We start from the raw sequence: 16,762 nt of genomic DNA on the forward strand, positions 1-16,762 counted from the left end.
ATCTTACAGGGCAGCTAACTCGATCGCCCTAAACAACTAGCGTTTTTATTGCTTAATTACGAATTACGAATTATGAATTATTATGAGCGGCTTTGAAGCCAAGAATTTTTGGGAGCGATTAAATAATCTAGCATTAGTTAGATTTTTGCTTTTAGTTGCTTCTGGCTGGGCAATTGTACAACTTTTAGCTTATTTTGAATCGGTCATTGTTATTTTTACATTTGCAGCAATTTTAGCTTTTTTGCTCAGTTATCCTGTACAAGGGCTGAGGCGTTTTTTGCCTCACGGTCTAGCTGTTGGTGTAGTTTTCTTGCTCAGTATTGTGATTATAGGCGGTCTGATAATTACTGTGAGCTTAACAGTTTTATCTCAAGGACAACAATTAATTAATAGTATTACTGCATTTTTAAATTCTTTAGTACCTTTATTAGAGGGAATAGAAGGATTTTTACGTAACCGTAATTTACAGATAGATTTAAGTTTTATTGAAGAACAATTGCGCAATCAAGCTGTATCCACTCTTGTTACTAGTTTGGCTATTATACAAGGGTTTATGACGAACTTTGTAACTTTTATATTGATTGCAGTTGTAGCTTTTTTCATGCTATTAGATGGAGATAAATTGTGGAATTTTATTTTAAAAGTAGTACCAAAACAACGTCGTAATAGATTTACAAATATAATCAGAAAGTCTTTTTTAGGATTTTTTAGAGGTCAGTTGCTATTAAGTGGATTTTTAACAATTTCGACGTTCCTAGTTTTTGTAATATTAAAAGTGCCTTTTGCTTTGATATTGTCAATAATAGTCGGAATTGTTGATATAATTCCTGGCATAGGGGCGACATTAGGAGTAAGCACAGTGACTCTATTTGTGTTGTCTCAAGGTGTTTGGTTAGCAGTAAAAGTATTAATAGCTTGTATTGTGCTCCAGCAGATACAAGACAACTTGATTGCTCCCAGAATTATGCAAGGCGCGCTGAATCTTAATCCTGTAGTGGTGTTTTTTGCTTTACTAGTAGGGGCTAGAGTAGCAGGATTATTAGGTGTTTTTATATCTATTCCCATCGCTGGAGTAATTGTGTCTTTATTTGAAATAGATGAAATGAAATCTGAAGTTTAATTATTAGTCATTTGTCAGGAACTCGGAACTAGTGAATAATGTAAAAATAGCCATTTACAAATAAACATTGGGAAGTAATGTCGGATTTAAGAGCGGAATTAACAGAAATTTTGGATGAGGCAGAGTGGGAATGGTTAATTCCTCATGTACAACGAGATGCAGTAATTTTGGTAGCGCTTGAGCTAGACTTGGTGGATGTTGGAGTAGCGATCGCCAGCGATCACATTCCATCAGTGGAACAGTGGATTGATAAACAATTAATTACCAAACCCACAACAGTACAAGTGGGAGAATGGAATGGCGATCGCAGTAAGCGATTTAATACTCTCATCGTTCAGCCTTACGTTCTGGCACAAGAAATAGTTGCTGCCTAATTCGTTTCTGTATTGTTTTCGATGGCAGTTAGTGTTGGGATACTTTCTCAGAAAAGATGTTTAATGTGCCAGTTATTACTTGACTATTGCCACAGACTAGCTGGCTGATTGAATTAAAGCAAAATTTTCTCCTTTAAGATTTATCCATCTAGCAGCTAGAATTGTTACCATAATTTCAGATTAGATGTTGAAACCTTGATCCAATCTGAAACCTTAGAATTATTAGAATGGCATCGCCTGTGCCAGCACCTTGCCACTTTTGCCGCAACGAAGCTGGGGGCGACAGCTGCGCGTCATCTGAAAATACCTGATTCTCAGACCCAAAGCGAACTGTTGTTAGAGCAAACCAAAGAAATCTACCAACTGGAAAGTCGCCTGACCACGGGACTATCATTTGAAGGAATTCAAGATATTGGCGATTCCTTAGAACGAGCAGAACGCAGTGGAGTTTTGGCAGGGGAAGAACTGTTAGCGATCGCTACTACCCTTGCTGGTGCGAGAAATTTGCGCCGTGTCATCGACAATCAAGAAGATTTGCCGATATTGACTGATTTGGTTGCCGATTTGCGAACTTATCCCGAACTAGAACAAGAAATTCACCGCTGTATTGATGAACGGGCCCAGGTAACTGACCGCGCGAGTCAAAAACTGGGAGAAATTCGCACAGACTTGCGGCGAGTACGCAGCCAAATTACCCAAAAGCTGCAAAATATCTTACAGGCAAAATCTGGCGCAGTTCAAGAACAGCTGATTACGCAACGCAGCGATCGCTTTGTTATCCCTGTAAAAGCACCCCAAAAAGATGCCATCCCCGGTATAGTTCACGATACCTCTACCAGTGGTGCCACCCTGTATGTAGAACCGAATTCAGTAGTACCTTTAGGCAACCAACTGCGGCAGATTATCAGGAGAGAGCAAGCTGAAGAAGAAACGATTCGCCGCATTTTGACGGAACAAGTAGCCGCAGTCAAACCAGATTTAGAGAGGTTGTTAGCGATCGCTACTACTTTGGATTTGGCAACCGCTAGATCGCGATATAGTTTCTGGTTAGGAGCCAATCCCCCGCGATTTATCCAGCGCGAAGACAGGGAAATGATTACCTTGCGGAACTTACGACATCCTCTGTTAGTGTGGCAACAACAGCACGAACAAGGGCAACCAGTAGTTCCTGTAGATTTGTTGATTAGTCCGCAAATTCGGGTAGTGACAATTACCGGGCCCAATACTGGCGGTAAAACTGTAACCTTAAAAACTTTGGGGTTAGCAGCATTAATGGCCAAAGTGGGTTTATTTGTTCCCGCCCGCGAACCAGTAGAAATACCTTGGTTTGATAAAGTGCTAGCAGATATTGGCGATGAACAATCCTTACAGCAAAGCTTATCCACATTCTCTGGACACATCCGCCGCATTAGTCGGATTTTAGAAGCATTGGGGAATGGCGAAGCAGAGGAGCAGGGGAGCAAAGGAGCAGAGGAGCAGGAGACTGGAGTTATCTTTCCATCACTCAGCACTCAGGACTCAGGACTCAGCACTCAGCACTCAGCACTCGTTTTACTTGATGAAGTCGGCGCAGGAACCGATCCAGTGGAAGGTAGTGCTTTAGCGATCGCCTTGTTGCAATATCTTGCCAATCATTCCCAGTTAACGATCGCCACCACTCACTTCGGGGAACTGAAAGCCCTGAAATACGAAGACGATCGGTTTGAAAATGCCTCTGTAGAATTTGACGAAAGTACTCTTTCGCCTACTTACCGTCTGCTGTGGGGCATCCCCGGACGTTCTAATGCCTTAACCATTGCCCTGCGCTTGGGATTAAAACCAGAAGTAGTACAACAGGCAAAAACCCAAGTGGGAGAGGCCACAGATGAAGTTAACCAGGTGATTGCTGGCTTAGAAGCGCAACGCCGCCGCCAGGAAACCAAAGCCGCGGAAGCCCAAGTTTTGTTGCAGCAAGCGGAACGTTTATATAAAGAAGTATCTGCAAAAGCCGCAAGTTTGGAAGAAAGGGAAAGCAGTTTGCGGGCTTCACAGGAAATAGCAGTGCAACAAGCGATCGCTCAGGCAAAAGGTGAAATTGCCCAAGTAATTCGCCGTTTGCAGAAAGGTACGCCCACAGCCCAAGAAGCCCAGCAAGCTACCAATGCTTTAAATCAAATTGGCCAGCAATATCAGCCACCAACGCCAGCAAAACCAAAAGTTGGGTTTATGCCCAAAATTGGCGATCGCGTCCGCATTCCAAAATTGGGACAGATAGCAGATGTGATCGCCGCCCCCGATGAAGATGGCGAGTTAAGCGTTCGGTTTGGGCTAATGAAGATGAACGTGAAGTTGCAAGATGTAGAATCTCTAGATGGTCAAAAACCCGAACCAGTTGTTAAAGCCAAACCAGCCCCAGCAGCAGTAACCCCGCCACCGCCAGTTGTCCCAGAAATTCGGACTTCCAAAAATACCATCGATTTGCGTGGTAAACGGGTGGCTGATGCCGAATACATTTTAGATAAAGCCATTTCGGAAGCTACAGGTCCAGTCTGGATTATTCATGGTTACGGTACTGGGAAACTGCGACAAGGAGTTCACGCATTTTTGCAACAGCATCCCAGAGTGAACAACTACGAACCAGCAGAACAAGCAGATGGCGGCACTGGTGTTACCGTTGCTCACATAAAATAAAGTTCACTTGCAAATGGTAATTCTCACAATAGTTAGAGAAAATACCAACCAACGTTTACTGTTTGCAAGCCTCTTTCTTAAAAAGTTAGTACGACTGTCCACTTCTTGTGCATTTCCCATTTTTACTCTTAGCAGTAAAATCGGATACCAGCAAGTAAATGACACTAGTACCTACTAACAGGCCAAATATTGAATCCGATTCTGGAACTGCTACGACTTTACCAGAACCACTGATTGTATTTGTAAAACCACCAAAGTCATTTACCCGACGACCAGTTGTAACTAAAAAGTAATTTCGTTGAGTGGTTAATTGCCGCCTGAATGCAGAACTACCATCATTGGGAGTAGTATTTGCTACTAGGACATTGGTCAATTGGTTATTGGGATTGAAACTATCCTGATATAAAACTAAAAAATTATCCCAGGCTCCATTAGTAGATGTCGTAGCTCCAGGTACAGCACTTGCAAATGTATATAAACTGGATTGTTCGACTGTAAACTGAAAAACGCTATAGGGTACAATCATACCCTTTGTCCCATCTTTTTCACCACTTACTAGATCGGGAGGATCTCCCGGTGCAGTACGCCGCCAAGTTTGTTGATTTGTTGTATTACCTTGATAAGTTAATACGAAAGCTCTAGAGGGAGTAGCGGTACAAAGAGTAGTTAATCCTAGCCCCAGAGCAATAATTAGTTGCTTTGTAAAAAATCTTGCTTTCAACATCAAATTTTTTCTTAAATATGAATTAGGACAAATGTATTTACTTATGAGCTATCACCTCTATTGATAATTTCATCATCACCTAAAGTGATGATGAAATATATAGTAATCATTGGCGATTTTTACGTAATTTATATACCATGAGACAAGATGAACTAACTAGCAATAAACCTGAAATTGATGGTTCTGGAACTTTGGTGATTACTAACGAAAGGTTATCGGCATAGCCATCATTCACGCGCCCACGAACATAGTTCATATCTAGAGCAACATTAATTTGTCTTGCACCGATAGGAACAAAACCCTTTGTAGACTGGAATAATAAACCTGTAGTGTTATTTCTTTCGTCTGGAATGGGCGAAGTAATGAATGCTGTGTTTAAAGATTGACCATCTTGATTGAGGAAATTAAGACTAAACTTCACATTATCTAAATCAGTGCCGTAGCCACCTAACCAGGCGCTCAAATCGTATGTTCCTTGCCCAGCATCAATTATGGAAGCAAGGTTAGCTATATCAATTAGTTGAGAAGCACTTGAGGAACTTCTATTAGCACCACCAAAAAAGAGATTTTTACCACGTATATTTGGCCCTGAACTATTAGCATCAGGAAGTCCACTAACAGCGACTATATTACCCAAAGGGTTAGTAAATTCAAAGCCAGTTGCTCCATATTGCAGGACACTAAAACTATCAGTTGGAATCCAACCAGGGATGGAGGGAATATCAGTTCCAACAGCATTACCAATGGGATCTCCTTGTCCTTGTTCTGCATCCCCATTAACAATAAGATTTTGACCAAAGGTAGCTGCATGGGTAGGGCTAGTAAGCAAAATGCTCGATGACATTAATGCTATCAAAGCTATACCTGCTTTTACTATTTTTTGAGAGTAAAAAGTAAATGTATTGAGCTTATTCATATTTGACTTTGTTGTTAAAGGTGCTATCAGGTTGACTTAGAACAAGATTAGATTAGGAAGTTTTCTACCTATCTTGGTCTATTTTTATTAATTGCTTTTTGACTAATTTTTTATTCAAGATAAAAGCTACCCCTACCGCCAGTAAAATTCCACCCGCATCTTGATGTTCGGGAATAGAAGTCGAAGGTGCGCTAAATCCATACTTTGCTAAAATTTCTTGCCCTTTTTGTGACAGGATATATTCAGCCAATTTTTCACCATCAGGATCGGCATTTTTCAGTGTAGTTAGTCCATAATTAGCTTTCGTTGCTAAATACTCGGGTAACTCTACTATTTGCAGATTTTCACCACCTTCTGTTGCTTGGGCAGTCTTGCCACTGGTGTAATAAGCTAAAAATATATCTGCCTGTTTTGTTTCTTCTAAAAAGTAGACTAAATTATTTTTGCCATTAGGAACTATAGGAGCATTAGGATTACCACCTACTAACTGTAAAGCTTTATTTTTCAGAATTTGGGAATTACCAGGCGTAACCCGATCGGACTTGTCAAATATCTCCCATGCATAGTTACCAGATGGATCTGCTATAGGCGTTGAAGTTCCCAATTTGATTTCAGGTTTTAACAAAAAGTCCAACAAATTATCTGACGTGATACCAAGTCCCGATCTGACAACAGCAGTCATGCGGTTGCTAGTGAAGTTCACTACAGGTTCACTCAAACCTTTTTCAAACAATGTTTGAGGGTTATCAATATCTGCACTGGCAAAAACATCTGCGGATTTTCCAGTTTCAGAAAATTCTTGTTCTATCAATTCTCGTGTCAAACCAGACGGGCCAAATCGCGTTTCTACTGGAATTCCATATTTTTCGTTAAAAGATTCAGCTACTTCTGTAAGACTATCGCGCAAACTTCCAGCACCATATAGCTTAACTGCAAATGCCTGAGTTGGCAGAGTCACACCGACAGCACAAGCTATCAGTGAAAAGGCAAAAAAATGCTTTTTCATAGTTGTTATATTATTGCGTTGCTATTCCTATTAAATGAATTATCTGTAACCCATACTAAAGCATGGGTTTTGGTAAATATCTAAACTATTACCTCTGCCCATTAACTTTATAAATGAGTTCTGATATGTGCGTGGTTTGCGGTTAGAGTTATAGTACCAACTTAGTTGGAATAAATCAATTACCCAACATCTTCAAACGCTGACTTTATCAAATTTTTAAGTTTGTCATCAGTTTTATTCATAGGGGCGTCAATCGTCCTGATGTTGCCCAGCCTATACTGAAATAACAGGCTGCACACAACTAAAACTCAGTTGGGGTAATGTCCAGCAGCAAAAAGTGCCTTTAGCAAACAGGAAAAATATTTGTAGAGTAGTTATGTATATATTAAGACCAAGTAATAAATATCAAGAAATTTCAAAATTTAAAAATGCAAACAAATTAGGAGGTATTCTACATAATTACTTAGCGATCGTTAGCGGTTAGCATTTAAAACAATAGTTTATTTATACTCTGATACGGAGCTAACAGCGAAAGTCGGGTAAACCTTAATCAGAATTGATAATTTTTTACTTTGTCGAAAATAAATTTTCATCTAGAGTAAGACAAAGATACCTACTGTTTACCAGATAAAAAAGCTAGCTGAAGCCTCTGGCTCATAGCTATCTATGGGAAACCAAGCTTGATTCTTAAGAGTCTGGTTTCAAAATGGGTAACAGCAACATCCCCTATCAGCTCGATCACCTATGCTAAAAGTTATGCACTCGGCCGCCAACTCAGCCACTCCAAATTCCCAGTGGGAGGATTTAATCAAGCTTCCAGCCCCAAACACAGTTCAATGGGACAATATCAAAACCCAATTAGACTTGGTGCTGTTAGCGCTAGAAACCTTAACTGGGATTGGTTCAGAGGCAATGCTTTCGGCGGCAACCGATCTGAATTTAGAGTCAAGAGTGCCAGACCGCGTAGCTTTATGGCGATTGCGCCAATCAAATCCTCTACGCAAAGGTCAAGGAGGGCGAAAAAAGCTAGATGTCGAAGAAGCGCGATCGCTTGTTTTGATCGTCTGCTACCTAGCCAAACAGCATCAGGAATTGATTCGCCGCGCTGTTGGTCTGTTAGAACAAATGGCAGAAAATAACCGGGAACCTCACCAGGCTGCTTTACTTGGAGACTATATTGATGCTTTTTGCAACACCTACCAAGAGCGGATGGAAGAGGACGAGCAAATCTCAACGGATTTACTAACTAACCTGGCTCTAAAACTGCTTGTAGATTTACTTTTTTACAGCGCTCCTGGTGGGCATCGCCGTCTTTGGCTAGCACTTATAGACCGTTCAACAAAATTTTAAATTTTAGATTTGAAATTCCTCAACCAAAATTCGTTTTCAAAAGTTTGCTAGGTAAGGATTCCTTTTTGATGGTCATTAGTTCTTGAGCGATGCACTATCAACAATGCTTCCTCCTTGCACGCCAGTTTGCATAACAGAAGGAACCTGACAAATTTCTGAGTGGAAGAATCCACCGTTCCAACTTTTCTTTGCAAGCAACTGGCTCAATTTTTGCAAAATCCCAATATAGTCTTCTTCGTAGTTCCTGTCATGCCTCTATCAAATTCAGTTATTCGTTGCTATACACCACCGACTTGCACGCTAGAAGTATTCGCGCAAAGCTCACCTCTGTCCCGTTGGATGGGGAAAACTGTCCTCAAACATCTGAGCTTTGAGCTACGTTTTGACGATCCCCGACTACCAGAAGAACAAAGAGTTCCAATTCGGGGCGATCGCGAGCAACTCGAAGCTTTATGTGATGCTGTCACCAACTATGTACAGCAATTCCTCCAACAATCTCCAGAAAGCTTTTGGGTCAGTTTCTCCAGTACCCAAGAGTCAAGCACAGCACTGGACGATCCGGAATTAAAGTCTTCAACAAAAACATTAAATGCTTTTAGTAACCAGATTCCAGGGGCAAATATCCACTTAGAACCAAGCAGCTATTTAACTCATAATCTATTTCTTGGTTCTCTGGCCAACTATTCATCTGGCCCCGTAATTCAACTCAGTTTGCTGCAACTATTCGATTTGGCAAGTGCTTTAGATGAATACTCAACTGATGTCATGGCACTTCCAACTCTCAACAGCACAGGTTCGACTCTGAGGTTTCCTGCTTGGGCGCCTGTTGCCGCAGTATTAGTATTAGGTGTAGGTTTTTTACCAGTTACTTGGCAATATGCTAACAATATTAGAGAAAAGCAACAGCAGACAGCCAAAACATCAAATTCAGAAGCAGTAAAGGCTGCTCTAGAACCTTCATCCTCACTAAACTTTCCCACCCCTGAACCTGGGCTAACCCCTCCATCAAATAATTTGCTAGGTTCCACCCCTCCACTTTCCACATCCACTTTACCCCAAGCACCTCTAACAGCCCCTAGTTCTAGTAGTTTCTCTGCACCGCCACCAAATACATTGACAATACCTCAAGGGAGGACTGCAACCCTTCCTAGTAATCGAGCGATCGCACCATCCAGCAAAATCCCAGGCCAGGAAATTGCCATATTACCAAATCTGGCACAGAATCAAACTGGGTCAAGTTCCCAACCCGGTGCTATCCCTCAACTGCGGAATTTGCCACCCAGACTATCTTCTAACGCCAATAGCTTACCAACTAATATTTCACCAGTCCTCCCTCCATCTCTTGACACCATACCCAATAAGAATCGTGTCAATACCCCAACCCAACCCTCCCCACTAACCTCACAACAACTAGACGAAACAATCAGTTCCTTACAGCAATCTTCTGCTGGAGAGAAACCTACTTCACAACTTCCCTCTTCTAGAACTGCTGCTAATAATCCATTTATCGATCAATTAGGGGACGCAGGTAAAAACCCCACATCCAGAGAAGTAGCTACTGGCACATTATTTGACACACCTCAAGTAGCAGAAGCTAGACAATACCTAACGAAGCGTTGGCAACCACCTACTGGACTGGGACAAACATTAGAGTACAGTTTGATAGTTGGTGTTGACGGCACAATTGAACGAATTTTCCCCCTTAATAAGGCAGCAAGAGAATTCGTTGATAACGCTGGGATGCCTGAAGTTGGCAAACCTTTTGTTTCCGCTAATAAAAATGGACAAAATGTCAGAATTCGAGTTGTTCTCAGTCCTGATGGCAAGGTACAAACTTTTCCAGATGAATAACTAAACTCATCTTTTTAATGCCACTTGTAAAACTGGTACAAATCTTGTGCCAGTTTCTACTTACTCCAATTGCTCTTAAGCTTACCTTTTGAAGTCCAGTTACGAAACTGGTCTTACTATTAATTATCAGTAAACCTACCAAGAAATATAATTACTGTTAATACCAATTCTCCAAAAATAAACTATAGATACAAGTCTGGAAACCCAGATTAAATCTTACGCTTCTTAATTAGGAATTAATAATTGGTATTAATAACTCATATCAAAGGTAGAAAATATGCAAACAATTGGTACCCAAAAAGATAGTGCAGCTTGGGTTATTCAAACTTGGGCAGCTTTTGTGATTTCTATTTCTATGACCAGCTTCGGTATTGTAAACTTACCTGTAAATGGCTGGGTGAAAGGCTTTATAGGTATGGGTATGGCTTTCTCTGTTGGCTCAACTTTTACTTTGGCAAAAACTACTAGAGACTTGCACGAAACTAGAAGATTAACGGCTAGGTTAGACGAGGCAAAAGTAGAAAAATTGCTTTCACAACACGATCCTCTAAATTTTAAATGAAGAGAGTTAGCTCTTACAGGGAATTCAAAATTATCCTTACATTAGAAATTAACTACATAACGAAAACAAAAGGACTGGATATACCAGTCCTTTATTATATTAATTTAACGTTTTTATCTTAATAACGGGATTTTTTGGTTTTTAACTTTTGCTTTTTACGCCGACGTTCGCTAGCAGCAACTGCCTGTTCTACAGGATAACCCACTAAAGGAATTACCTGATATTTGCGCTCGTCTTCTAATTTTTTCAGTTCAGTGTAATCAACCCAATGAATGCAATCAACGGGACAAGTGTCAATTGCTTCTTGAATAATTTCCTCAGCATCCCCATCTTGCCGAACTACGCGCGATCGCCCGTAATCTGGTTCAATATAAAAGGTATTACGCGCAACATGAGCGCAATGCTTACAGCCAATACAGGTGATTTCGTCAACATAAACACCATTTTGGCGCAACATACCACCCAATTCCGGTTCTAAACCAGAACGTTCTGGGGCATCCCGTAAAAAACCCCCTAGTTCTGGTTCCAAACCGGAACGGTTATCTTCTTGTTCTTCCGGCGACGGCAGAAAATCAGCCATTACGCACTCCAGCGCTGTACTACCAGGCGAATTGAACCATCTTCATTTTTTTGTTGTTCAGAAACTTGAAAACCAACACGAGCGGTTTCTTTCAGAACTGTTTGATAAGCATAGCGCTGTGTTACTTGGCGCAAAAATCCATCTACAGACAAATCTTGCTGCCAATATTGCAAGTCAGCCACCAATTCATATTCTTTGCCATTCCATCTAAAACCGATGTCATAGCCATTTTCCTGCTCAATACTAACTTCAGCAGGATGGGTTTGACCGCGATAGCCACGGACTTCGCGTGGGCCGGGTTTCCAGTCTACGCCCAATTCAGTCAAAGCATCTTTCAAAGAATCAAGGTTACGGATTTGAGTCTTAATTTGGCTAAAGTGTGACATGGTGGTTGTGAATTAATAACACTAAACTACTGTGAAAACTTACCAATCGCTGTAAGTGGTGTGTGTATTCGCCACATTAGATTGCTGCACCTTGGCGGCGAAATATTCTGAGGTTGGCTCATGATTAAGTACTTGCCCCAGCTGCGCCTCTATTGCTGCTGTAACTTCAGCGCAAGAATTACCCACAATGCCAGTGACTTTCTCTTGTACCCGACCGTCTGGATAGATTATGAACTCTAATGTCTCCATTCTTTTGGCCAACCAGGATAAGTACGCTTAAATTGTACTGCCTTAGCAGAAGGCTAAAAATATAGCCGTAGGAACATATTTAGATACAAACTCGCCATTTGTTAACTAATGTTCCATGTTTCAACATATATATCTCAGAATCTTTACAAAACTTATTAGTATTATAAGCACATACATCAGTATTTAGTTAGTTTCTCTTAACCTCTTTGATTCGTCAAGGTAACTACTGGAGCTAGCTAAGTAAGCTGCAAAAGTCCTAAAAATAAGCATTAGAGGTAGTATAAGCAGCAAGACAATTCACAAAAATATAAAATTTATTGAAAAACTTTATTCTTACCATTCAACCTATCTTATTTTTTTCCAGGTAGGTTGGATGCAGTACAGTATCAGTCTAAAGCAAGATAATAGGGTATACGTAGGTATTGTATTAGGTCTTTGATATAGTTACTCTAGCTGGCATCGGCTATAGAGAGATTTTTAAACTGCGATCGCTGAAAGCGTTGGCGCAGCCATCGCTATTTTCTGCTATTGGTGAGATTTACCAACCTTGACTCAAATATGTACAAGTTTGCCCCAGCTTGCGAGAAAGAGCAAATAGTCTTTGGTGCTGCGCGGCCTGGATACACTGACAAGAATGTTCAGGATTGGATAGAGTTCATGAAGCGCCAAGATATCAAGCGTGTTTGCTGTCTTCTTGATGAACAACAGCTAGGTTTTTACTCTAATCTTCTAAACATATACAAACAAGAATTTGGGAATCAGCTAGTTTGCTGGGCACCAATTGCAGATTTCCATTTATCTGATTTAGAAACCCTCACACAGAAAATACTTCCTTTCTTAATAGAAGCTGATAAACAAAAAGAGAAAGTTGTTGTACACTGTTCTGGTGGAATTGGACGTACTGGACATGTGTTAGCGGCATGGCTAGTTAGTGTCCGAGGATTATCAAATCAGGCTGCAATAAATGCTGTCAAAGGAACAGGTAGAAATCCTTATGAAGCTGCGATCGCTGCTGTATTTATAGGTAGAAATCCCTTGACAGTTTTAAAAGAACTTAACGTGCTTCTGAATGATTGCCGTCTAGCAGTAGATAAAACATTTTGAGTTTACTATTATCTTGTTTAATCAGTCATTTGCGAGGGAAATTATATGGCAATGGTTCTAGATAAAGTAGTTCCTTTTGGGAGGTCAATGGATGAATATATAAAAATATTCAATTTAACAAATGCTGATTTAAATAAAAGAATCATTGGGATTGGGGATGGGCCAGCAAGCTTCAATGCAGAAATGACACGTCAGGGTAAAAGTGTAGTTTCTGTTGATCCACTATACCAATTCTCCAGTGATGAAATATTGCAAAGATTTAATGAAGTAGTAGATAATATTATTAATCAAGTCAAGGCTACAACGAATGATTGGGTATGGAGCTATCATAAATCACCAGATGATTTGCGACATAATAGGGTGAAAGTTATTCAAGAATTTCTATATGATTATGACGCTGGCAAAAAAAGCAACAGATACACAATCGGTAAATTGCCAAAATTGGCATTTAATAATCAAGAATTTGACATAGCGCTTTGTTCACATTTACTGTTTTTATATTCAGACCATCTCGATTACGATTTTCACCTAGATTCTGTAGGTGAGATGTTGCGTATTGCTAAAGAAGTCCGAATATTCCCCCTCATAACTTTAATGTGGAAACATTCACAGCATTTAGATGAAATTGTCAAATATTACACTTTAAAAGGTTACAAAATAGATATTGAAAAGGTTGAATACGAACTACAGCCTGGTGGAAATAAAATGTTGAAGATAACCAGAGATTTTATATAATTCGTATTCATCGCGCTCAGTTTTTCAATAATTTTTAATGCGATCGCGCTTTTAGGTATATATCTAATATGCGTAGGCGTAACCTAAATTAGATATCGCTTTTTAAACTAATTTGCTCTGGGCATAAACCGACAGATTCATAAGTGCGGCCAGAGCGATCGCTAAATTCAACCTCAAATGCAGCACCACCAGCTAATAATCCTACTACTGTGCCAACTTGACCACGGTACAGGTTGTATTCAGGCAGATCAACTGTCAGCGCTACTACATCTAGCAAGCCAATTCTAATTTTATTCATACTTCATCGCTATCGCTTTCGTGGAGGCAAGGAACCCCTGAAATCTCCACCGTCCCAATCAGATCCATCAAGCCAGCCATCATCTTCAGCATCCTACAACAACATATCGCTCTTTTATGACTCTGATGAAAGAAAAAATGTAGGTTGGGTTGAACAAAGTGAAACCCAACAAAACCAAGGATTTTTCGTGTTGGGTTTCGTCCCTCAACCCAACCTACTCGTAAATTTATCAAAGCCTTAAAAATCAAGGGTTATGAATTTTTATTTAACGAGAGTAATAGATTTGATTGATGAACGTCGTGGTCGCATGATTGCAGCTAGGCTAAATCTTGGTTACACAGGAATGTTAGGGATCTTGGTTGAATCTAAAAGTCAAAGGCTGATTTCTGCTGTGAAACCTTTGTTAGATGCTTTGATTAACCAAGCAGGATTCTGGGTGGCGGAACCTTTATACAAGAGGGTTTTGCAGCTTGTTGATGAAAATTAATTTTTGATACTCCACAATAACGCAAATCAATTTCACAGATCAATCTTGGTCTTTCGGCTCCAATGCTGTGTTAAACGGCTGGTTGCTACCATTTCTTGCAGCTTCTAACTTTTGACGAATAGCGACCTGAACTTTTTCATCAAAATCAGGGTCGTTGAGAGATGCAATAATTCTAAGTGGACGTTGGTTAATTCTGTTTAAGTACGCCTGAAATGCAGCTTCATCTTTACGATGTTTGAGAAAATACTCTCTCAACTCGGCATTAGACATTGCATCATAGTTAACGCGGCTCATCAGCAAACTCCCCGTTGGGTAGAATTTGAAACTCCAGTTCTTCGCTATAACCAGCTAATAAATACACATTGCGAGTACGATTATCAACGCAAACTAGATGTATGGGCTGAAGCATAACATAGGTCAGTTGATAGGCGATGCGGTATAGACTCTCTAGCTGGGCAGCAGTAGGCATTCTGAACATTTCCTCACCTATTGGCTATCTTAGCAAGTCTTTGCGCTTAATTTTTCAGTAAAACTTCACCCATCGATAACCTCGCCGCCACTCTACTGAGTGTCTTTTTACTCTGATTCAAATTTATGCCATTCGTCTATTGACTTCTGGCAAATCTATTGAGAAGCTAATAGTTAGATTTACTAATTAATAGAAGTGCATCAAACTTGTGACAATACTGACGGGCAAAATAAATCGATCGCAACCTGCTAGCGAACCAAAACCGTTGATTTTGGAAACTCAGGGACTCACACGCCGTTTTGGTAAGTTCACCGCAGTTAATAACCTGAGCATATCTGTGGAACAAGGCGAAATATTTGGGCTGCTTGGCCCCAATGGAGCAGGAAAAAGTACAGTTCTTAAGATGTTGACAACCTTACTGCCTATCAGTGCAGGGAAAGCAACCTTAGCTGGCTATGACGTGGCTCGTCAATCTAATCCAGTGAGACGGGCTATCGGCTATGTACCCCAGGCACTCTCTGCTGATGGTAGCCTCACTGGTTACGAAAATCTCTTAATCTTCGCCAAGTTGTATGGAATACCTGCCAAAGGACGCGATCGCCGCATCTATGAAATTCTAGAATACATGGGTTTGCAAGATGCGGCGAAACGCTTGGTACGAAACTACTCTGGTGGGATGATCCGCAAACTGGAAATCGGCATATCAGTTTTACATCAACCCCAAATCTTGTTTCTTGATGAGCCGACTGTTGGACTAGATCCCATCGCTCGAACTCAGGTATGGCAACTTGTACTACAACTCTGTGCTGATTACGGCACAACTATATTTTTAACAACCCACTTTTTAGAAGAAGCAGATAGCTTATGTAACCGAGTGGCGATTATGCAACAAGGTGAAGTCGTTACCACAGGTTCACCAAGCGACTTAAAAGCTTCTTTAGATAACCCAAATGCAACTTTGGATGATGTCTTTATTCACTATACAGGCGACCAGTTAACATCAGGAGTCAACTACCGTGACACAGCAAGAACCAGACGTACTGCTCAACGGTTGGGTTAAAGCACCACCCACTGTCCGAGTAAATTCGATCTCTGCAATTAAAGAGCTAGTTACGAAAACCCTGGCGATCGCAGAATTAGAAATACGTAAACTCCGCCACGATCCCACTGATTTAATAGTTCGAGCTGTGCAACCAGCATTATGGCTACTAATTTTTGGGCAAGTTTTCACCCGAACTCGCGCGATTCCTACAGGGAACTTACCCTATTTAGACTTCATTTCTGCTGGCATCTTGGCTCAGAGTATTCTGTTTGTGGCAATTTTTAGTGGTGGAATGACGCTAATCTGGGAGCGAGATTTAGGGATTGTCCATAAATTTTTAGCTAGTCCTACGCCTCGCGTGGCGATGGTGTTGGGCAAAGCCCTGGCGTGTGGGGTGAGGTGCTTATCTCAGGTAATATTCATTTACGGATTAGCATTTTTATTAGGTGTCAAACTAAATCTTTATCCCCTAGCTATTCTCCAAGTACTGCTGCTAGTCATAATAGGGGCGGGAACATTTTGTATTTTTTCATTAATTATTGGCTGTTTGGTGAAAAGCCGAGAAAGGATGACGGGTATCGGACAATTGTTAACCATGCCGTTATTTTTTGCGAGCAATGCCATCTATCCAATTTCTTTGATGCCCAGTTGGTTAAAGTTCATTTCTCATTTAAATCCGTTGACTTATCTGGTTGACGGGTTACGTAGCACCATGCTGTTAAACGGCACTAGCATCTATGGCTTTGGTCTGGATTGTACAATTCTCTTATTCACATTAATAATTTTGGCCATCCTTGGTGGAAAACTTTATCCACGGGTGGCTATGTAACTAGGAGAAC

20 protein-coding genes are annotated in these 16,762 nt (G+C 40.7%); 11 read left to right on the forward strand and 9 right to left on the reverse strand.

Annotated elements, in window-relative coordinates; translation table 11 throughout:
- Nucleotides 1-82: 82 nt before the first annotated feature.
- The 3 genes from V7K45_RS14905 (at nt 83) to V7K45_RS14915 (ending at nt 4,164) form a co-directional block, all read left to right on the forward strand.
- The gene (locus V7K45_RS14905; protein ID WP_335004627.1) at nt 83-1,120 is read left to right on the forward strand and encodes an AI-2E family transporter; all 1,038 of its coding nucleotides are present in this window, start codon (nt 83-85) and stop codon (nt 1,118-1,120) included.
- A gap of 77 nt (nt 1,121-1,197) precedes the next feature.
- Nucleotides 1,198-1,494 (forward strand): DUF2288 domain-containing protein, encoded by a 297-nt coding sequence (locus V7K45_RS14910; RefSeq protein ID WP_335004629.1) that lies wholly within the window; start codon nt 1,198-1,200, stop codon nt 1,492-1,494.
- Nucleotides 1,495-1,689: 195 nt separating this feature from the next.
- Nucleotides 1,690-4,164, forward strand: a complete 2,475-nt coding sequence (locus V7K45_RS14915; protein WP_335004631.1) for an endonuclease MutS2 — start codon at nt 1,690-1,692, stop codon at nt 4,162-4,164.
- Between the two features lie 85 nt (nt 4,165-4,249).
- Here V7K45_RS14915 and V7K45_RS14920 read toward each other — a convergent pair whose 3' ends face one another.
- The 3 genes from V7K45_RS14920 to V7K45_RS14930 form a co-directional block, all read right to left on the reverse strand.
- The gene (locus V7K45_RS14920; protein ID WP_335004633.1) at nt 4,250-4,888 is read right to left on the reverse strand and encodes a PEP-CTERM sorting domain-containing protein; all 639 of its coding nucleotides are present in this window, start codon (nt 4,886-4,888) and stop codon (nt 4,250-4,252) included.
- A gap of 106 nt (nt 4,889-4,994) precedes the next feature.
- Nucleotides 4,995-5,804 (reverse strand): PEP-CTERM sorting domain-containing protein, encoded by an 810-nt coding sequence (locus tag V7K45_RS14925; protein ID WP_335004635.1) that lies wholly within the window; start codon nt 5,802-5,804, stop codon nt 4,995-4,997.
- Between the two features lie 64 nt (nt 5,805-5,868).
- The gene (locus tag V7K45_RS14930) at nt 5,869-6,810 is read right to left on the reverse strand and encodes a molybdate ABC transporter substrate-binding protein (protein WP_335004638.1); all 942 of its coding nucleotides are present in this window, start codon (nt 6,808-6,810) and stop codon (nt 5,869-5,871) included.
- A gap of 744 nt (nt 6,811-7,554) precedes the next feature.
- Between V7K45_RS14930 and V7K45_RS14935 the strand changes: the two genes are divergently transcribed.
- The 3 genes from V7K45_RS14935 to V7K45_RS14945 all read left to right on the forward strand — a co-directional run bounded on the left by V7K45_RS14935 (nt 7,555) and on the right by V7K45_RS14945 (nt 10,573).
- Nucleotides 7,555-8,160 (forward strand): DUF3038 domain-containing protein, encoded by a 606-nt coding sequence (locus tag V7K45_RS14935; protein ID WP_322660741.1) that lies wholly within the window; start codon nt 7,555-7,557, stop codon nt 8,158-8,160.
- Nucleotides 8,161-8,409: 249 nt separating this feature from the next.
- Nucleotides 8,410-10,011: a DUF4335 domain-containing protein gene (locus V7K45_RS14940; RefSeq protein ID WP_335004641.1), complete on the forward strand. Its 1,602-nt coding sequence runs from the start codon at nt 8,410-8,412 to the stop codon at nt 10,009-10,011.
- 277 nt (nt 10,012-10,288) lie between these two features.
- Complete coding sequence (locus tag V7K45_RS14945; RefSeq protein WP_335004643.1) at nt 10,289-10,573, forward strand: YiaA/YiaB family inner membrane protein; 285 nt, start codon at nt 10,289-10,291, stop codon at nt 10,571-10,573.
- 118 nt (nt 10,574-10,691) lie between these two features.
- Here V7K45_RS14945 and V7K45_RS14950 read toward each other — a convergent pair whose 3' ends face one another.
- From V7K45_RS14950 to V7K45_RS14960, 3 genes are read right to left on the reverse strand one after another with little or no spacing between them, the layout of a single operon-like run.
- Entirely contained in the window at nt 10,692-11,153 is a 462-nt protein-coding gene (locus tag V7K45_RS14950) for a ferredoxin (protein ID WP_335004645.1), read from the reverse strand.
- Nucleotides 11,153-11,539, reverse strand: coding sequence for a DUF1257 domain-containing protein (locus tag V7K45_RS14955; RefSeq protein WP_322660747.1), 387 nt, complete (start codon nt 11,537-11,539; stop codon nt 11,153-11,155). The genes V7K45_RS14950 and V7K45_RS14955 overlap by 1 nt, the downstream gene beginning before the upstream one ends.
- A gap of 39 nt (nt 11,540-11,578) precedes the next feature.
- Entirely contained in the window at nt 11,579-11,788 is a 210-nt protein-coding gene (locus V7K45_RS14960) for a DUF2997 domain-containing protein (protein ID WP_094328129.1), read from the reverse strand.
- A gap of 558 nt (nt 11,789-12,346) precedes the next feature.
- On the opposite strand from V7K45_RS14960, the gene V7K45_RS14965 reads away from it, so the two are divergent.
- Together V7K45_RS14965 and V7K45_RS14970 are read left to right on the forward strand one after the other, a co-directional pair.
- The gene (locus tag V7K45_RS14965) at nt 12,347-12,892 is read left to right on the forward strand and encodes a protein-tyrosine phosphatase family protein (protein ID WP_335004648.1); all 546 of its coding nucleotides are present in this window, start codon (nt 12,347-12,349) and stop codon (nt 12,890-12,892) included.
- Between the two features lie 45 nt (nt 12,893-12,937).
- Nucleotides 12,938-13,627 carry an SAM-dependent methyltransferase gene (locus V7K45_RS14970; protein WP_335004650.1) on the forward strand — a complete coding sequence of 230 codons (690 nt, stop codon included), beginning with the start codon at nt 12,938-12,940 and terminating at the stop codon, nt 13,625-13,627.
- 88 nt (nt 13,628-13,715) lie between these two features.
- Here the strand turns inward: V7K45_RS14970 and V7K45_RS14975 are convergent, their stop codons facing one another.
- Nucleotides 13,716-13,925 (reverse strand): DUF4926 domain-containing protein, encoded by a 210-nt coding sequence (locus tag V7K45_RS14975; protein ID WP_335004652.1) that lies wholly within the window; start codon nt 13,923-13,925, stop codon nt 13,716-13,718.
- Nucleotides 13,926-14,178: 253 nt separating this feature from the next.
- On the opposite strand from V7K45_RS14975, the gene V7K45_RS14980 reads away from it, so the two are divergent.
- Nucleotides 14,179-14,412 carry a DUF3368 domain-containing protein gene (locus V7K45_RS14980; RefSeq protein WP_335004655.1) on the forward strand — a complete coding sequence of 78 codons (234 nt, stop codon included), beginning with the start codon at nt 14,179-14,181 and terminating at the stop codon, nt 14,410-14,412.
- Nucleotides 14,413-14,451: 39 nt separating this feature from the next.
- On the opposite strand, the gene V7K45_RS14985 is transcribed toward V7K45_RS14980, so the two are convergent.
- Both V7K45_RS14985 and V7K45_RS14990 read right to left on the reverse strand, forming a co-directional pair.
- Nucleotides 14,452-14,706 (reverse strand): DUF6887 family protein, encoded by a 255-nt coding sequence (locus V7K45_RS14985; RefSeq protein WP_335004657.1) that lies wholly within the window; start codon nt 14,704-14,706, stop codon nt 14,452-14,454.
- On the reverse strand, nt 14,693-14,881 hold the full coding sequence (locus tag V7K45_RS14990; RefSeq protein ID WP_334782024.1) for a DUF6888 family protein: 189 nt from the start codon (nt 14,879-14,881) through the stop codon (nt 14,693-14,695). Before V7K45_RS14990 ends, V7K45_RS14985 begins: the two co-directional genes overlap by 14 nt.
- Before the next feature lie 208 nt (nt 14,882-15,089).
- On the opposite strand from V7K45_RS14990, the gene V7K45_RS14995 reads away from it, so the two are divergent.
- Together V7K45_RS14995 and V7K45_RS15000 are read left to right on the forward strand one after the other, a co-directional pair.
- Nucleotides 15,090-15,941, forward strand: coding sequence for an ABC transporter ATP-binding protein (locus V7K45_RS14995; RefSeq protein ID WP_335004660.1), 852 nt, complete (start codon nt 15,090-15,092; stop codon nt 15,939-15,941).
- Entirely contained in the window at nt 15,898-16,752 is an 855-nt protein-coding gene (locus tag V7K45_RS15000; protein ID WP_335004662.1) for an ABC transporter permease, read from the forward strand. Before V7K45_RS14995 ends, V7K45_RS15000 begins: the two co-directional genes overlap by 44 nt.
- The last annotated feature ends 10 nt before the right edge of the window (nt 16,753-16,762 follow it).

Origin of the sequence: Nostoc sp. (assembly GCF_036917375.1) — a bacterium.
GTDB lineage: Bacteria > Cyanobacteriota > Cyanobacteriia > Cyanobacteriales > Nostocaceae > Nostoc.

Bases quoted from the DNA above. Each gene is read 5' to 3' on its own strand.
- V7K45_RS14905 (WP_335004627.1), top strand. From the start codon at position 83: ATGAGCGGCTTTGAAGCCAAGAATTTTTGGGAGCGATTAAATAATCTA.
- V7K45_RS14910 (WP_335004629.1), top strand. From the start codon at position 1,198: ATGTCGGATTTAAGAGCGGAATTAACAGAAATTTTGGATGAGGCAGAG.
- V7K45_RS14920 (WP_335004633.1), bottom strand. From the start codon at position 4,888: ATGTTGAAAGCAAGATTTTTTACAAAGCAACTAATTATTGCTCTGGGG.
- V7K45_RS14925 (WP_335004635.1), bottom strand. From the start codon at position 5,804: ATGAATAAGCTCAATACATTTACTTTTTACTCTCAAAAAATAGTAAAA.
- V7K45_RS14930 (WP_335004638.1), bottom strand. From the start codon at position 6,810: ATGAAAAAGCATTTTTTTGCCTTTTCACTGATAGCTTGTGCTGTCGGT.
- V7K45_RS14935 (WP_322660741.1), top strand. From the start codon at position 7,555: ATGCTAAAAGTTATGCACTCGGCCGCCAACTCAGCCACTCCAAATTCC.
- V7K45_RS14940 (WP_335004641.1), top strand. From the start codon at position 8,410: ATGCCTCTATCAAATTCAGTTATTCGTTGCTATACACCACCGACTTGC.
- V7K45_RS14945 (WP_335004643.1), top strand. From the start codon at position 10,289: ATGCAAACAATTGGTACCCAAAAAGATAGTGCAGCTTGGGTTATTCAA.
- V7K45_RS14950 (WP_335004645.1), bottom strand. From the start codon at position 11,153: ATGGCTGATTTTCTGCCGTCGCCGGAAGAACAAGAAGATAACCGTTCC.
- V7K45_RS14955 (WP_322660747.1), bottom strand. From the start codon at position 11,539: ATGTCACACTTTAGCCAAATTAAGACTCAAATCCGTAACCTTGATTCT.
- V7K45_RS14960 (WP_094328129.1), bottom strand. From the start codon at position 11,788: ATGGAGACATTAGAGTTCATAATCTATCCAGACGGTCGGGTACAAGAG.
- V7K45_RS14965 (WP_335004648.1), top strand. From the start codon at position 12,347: ATGTACAAGTTTGCCCCAGCTTGCGAGAAAGAGCAAATAGTCTTTGGT.
- V7K45_RS14970 (WP_335004650.1), top strand. From the start codon at position 12,938: ATGGCAATGGTTCTAGATAAAGTAGTTCCTTTTGGGAGGTCAATGGAT.
- V7K45_RS14975 (WP_335004652.1), bottom strand. From the start codon at position 13,925: ATGAATAAAATTAGAATTGGCTTGCTAGATGTAGTAGCGCTGACAGTT.
- V7K45_RS14980 (WP_335004655.1), top strand. From the start codon at position 14,179: ATGAATTTTTATTTAACGAGAGTAATAGATTTGATTGATGAACGTCGT.
- V7K45_RS14985 (WP_335004657.1), bottom strand. From the start codon at position 14,706: ATGAGCCGCGTTAACTATGATGCAATGTCTAATGCCGAGTTGAGAGAG.
- V7K45_RS14990 (WP_334782024.1), bottom strand. From the start codon at position 14,881: ATGCCTACTGCTGCCCAGCTAGAGAGTCTATACCGCATCGCCTATCAA.